At 65.8% G+C, this 2,612-nt stretch carries 1 protein-coding gene and 1 pseudogene; both read left to right on the top strand.

From position 1 onward, the window contains the following. Nucleotides 1–1,129 precede the first annotated feature (1,129 nt). The gene (locus E1263_RS42180; RefSeq protein ID WP_132178066.1) at nucleotides 1,130–1,336 is read left to right on the top strand and encodes a hypothetical protein; all 207 of its coding nucleotides are present in this window, start codon (nucleotides 1,130–1,132) and stop codon (nucleotides 1,334–1,336) included. 198 nt (nucleotides 1,337–1,534) lie between these two features. Continuing rightward, nucleotides 1,535–2,612, top strand: a pseudogene (locus E1263_RS42175) (hypothetical protein); the annotation flags it as partial.

The raw sequence follows: 2,612 nt of genomic DNA, 5'->3' as shown, positions 1-2,612 counted from the left end.
CGCGCCAATCGCGAACCGAACCTCCATCGAAACCACCAGATCCGCCACGACCCACCAACGAACCGCAGCCATCAAGTGTCCGACATGTCCCTACACATCTCCGTCCGACATGTCCCTTCAGAACACACACCGGAATCGACAGGCAGGACTCCCCAACCCCGGCAACTGTCACCAATCCGACGGCCCCACTGCACTGACCCCAGCCGAAGCTCAGACCCTCAAGCAACGCGGCACGTGATCGCCGACTTCGCCATCCACCCCAGCCGAAGCTCAGACCCTCAAGCAACGCGGCACGTGATCGCCGACTTCGCCATCCACCCCAGCCGAAGCTCAGACCCTCAAGCAACGCGGCACGTGATCGCCGACCTCGCCATTCACCCCAGCCGTAGACCCGCCCAGCGGAGCGTTTTCAGTAACCGCCGCAGCGGCGACCAGCCACAACCGGACGATCCCGGCCGCAATCCCGTCCACCGTTGCAGGCAACGATCAGCGAGACCTACTGCCCCACAGCGGCAGCAGACACCCGCAAAGGCGGCCCCACCCACCCAACGTCCGAAGAACCGGAGACCATGCCCTCCTGCTAAGTCTCATCAGATAGGTAACAGTCCGAGGTCTCAGGGCATGGGTAACTGTTCCGGACTCAAAGGGCCTGCCCAACTCCTGGTCATGCCGACCTCGACCTCGCGGGTTCACCCCGCCCATCCAGTGGCTGGCCCGCGCCACAAGTAATGGCCGGAGACAGGAATCGGTGGGCAGAGACAGCGCACACCATGTCCCAGGCCACCACTTCATGTCTCCGGCCCCAATTCCTGGCCACACCGGCCCGCGACCCAGCGGATTTCACCCGCCCACCTGTGCCGCCACCCGTGCCGCCGACCGGCGATCCCTCGTCGTTCACACCCCAAACCATTCCTGCCACCGCCGAGCGCCATACCCACCCGCCTGCCCCAGAACTGTCACCCATGTCCTGAGACATCAACTGTTACCGATGTCCTGAGACATAACAGGAGACCATGGGCTCCGATCGTTCGGATGTCAGTGCGGCCAATGGATTAGCGTCCGAAGAATCGCTGACATGGGCTCCTGACATGGGCTCCGGTCGTTCGGACGCTGGCGGATTGCCGACCGTTTGACGCCGTCCCGAACTCTTGACCAGCTCGCCGAAGGCGATCCCGGCGAGGCCCCGAGAGCACTCGGCGGAGTATCCGCCGTCCTCTCCAGAGTCTCCCGCGCCGACCTCCAGACCGACCTGGTCACAGGCCTCCGCCTCATCATCGAGGCCTACACCCTCGAAGAAGCCGCTGGCAACACCGACCCGATGCCAACTTCCGCCTAGTCCTCGACGCCCAGTCCGAGGCCTGACTCCGTCGGGGGGCAACCCAGGTGCGCGGAGCAACTCTCGCGGGGGGCCGTGTCCACGAACCCACCTACGCAGTCCCCCCGCGACAGGGTGATTTCCCCTCAGGTAGGCGTCAGATCCCTTGGCTGCAAGGCCGATTTGCCCCGTTACCCTTCCGTGACCATAGTCGAACACATGTTCGAGGAAGAATTGTCTGCGCTGTCGACGACCGCCTTACTGAAGGCGGCCGCCGAGGAGCGCGCGACCGAGTCCCGGTCCGCGGCGCGGTCCCTTGTGCATGCTGTTGTGTATGCCGATCGTTTCCATCCCGATGTGTGTCCGGAGCGTCCGGGTCGCCGGTCGAGTGACGGGCGGGAGCGTGCGGTGGTGCTGGGTGGTGACGGGTGTCCGCCGGTGATGGAGTTCTGTGTCTCGGAGTACGGCGCGGTGCTGGGGGTGTCGCCGGGCGTTGCGCGGGACTATCTCAAGTGTGCGTTGGGGTTGCGGCATCGGTTCCCGTTCGCGTGGGCCCGGGTGCTGACCGAGGAAGTCGCGGCGTGGAAGGCGCGTAACCTGGCCCGGGACTGCGAGAAGTTGTCGCTGGCGGCGGCGCTGTACGTGGACAAGAAGGTCGCGCATCTGCTGGACACGATCTCGCCGACCCGGCTGGCCAAGATCATCAAGGCCGCGAAGATGTACGCCGATCCTGACCTGGCGAAGGCCGAGGCTGCCGAGGCAACCGCCGAGCGTGGCGTGTGGGTCGGTCAGTCCGATGAGCATGGCACCAAGACTTGTGTGATCAAGGCTGCCTCGGCGGCGGTCCGTCGGCACAAGGCGAAGATCGATGAGATCGCCGACGCCCTGCAGGCCCAAGGCGACAAGCGCAGTATCCAGGCCAGGCGCGCAGAAGCGGTCGGCATCATGCCCGACTCCGCCTTCGCCGACGAACTCATCGCCCGAGGCCGAGAGCACCAGCGCACCAACCCCATGCCCGACGCCAGCCCCGGTCCCACCCCCAGCGCCGACGTCGACTTCGACGCCAATCCTGGTACCGATGCCGGCCTCAATGCCGATGTCGACGCCAGTCCTGGTAGCGATGCCAGCTTTGGCGCAGATGTCGACCGCAGTCCCGGTCCCGACGCCGGCCTCAATGCCGATGCCAGCCTCAGTCCCGGTCCCGATGCAAGTCCCGGGCCCAGCCCCAGTCATACCTCCGCCCGGGCGCCCTACTTGGCGCCCGCTCGTTCGCGTCACTGCTTGCCCGCCTCTGCGC

Source organism: Kribbella antibiotica (assembly GCF_004349055.1).
Lineage (GTDB): Bacteria > Actinomycetota > Actinomycetes > Propionibacteriales > Kribbellaceae > Kribbella > Kribbella antibiotica.
This window is presented reverse-complemented; position numbering and strand designations above follow the sequence as displayed.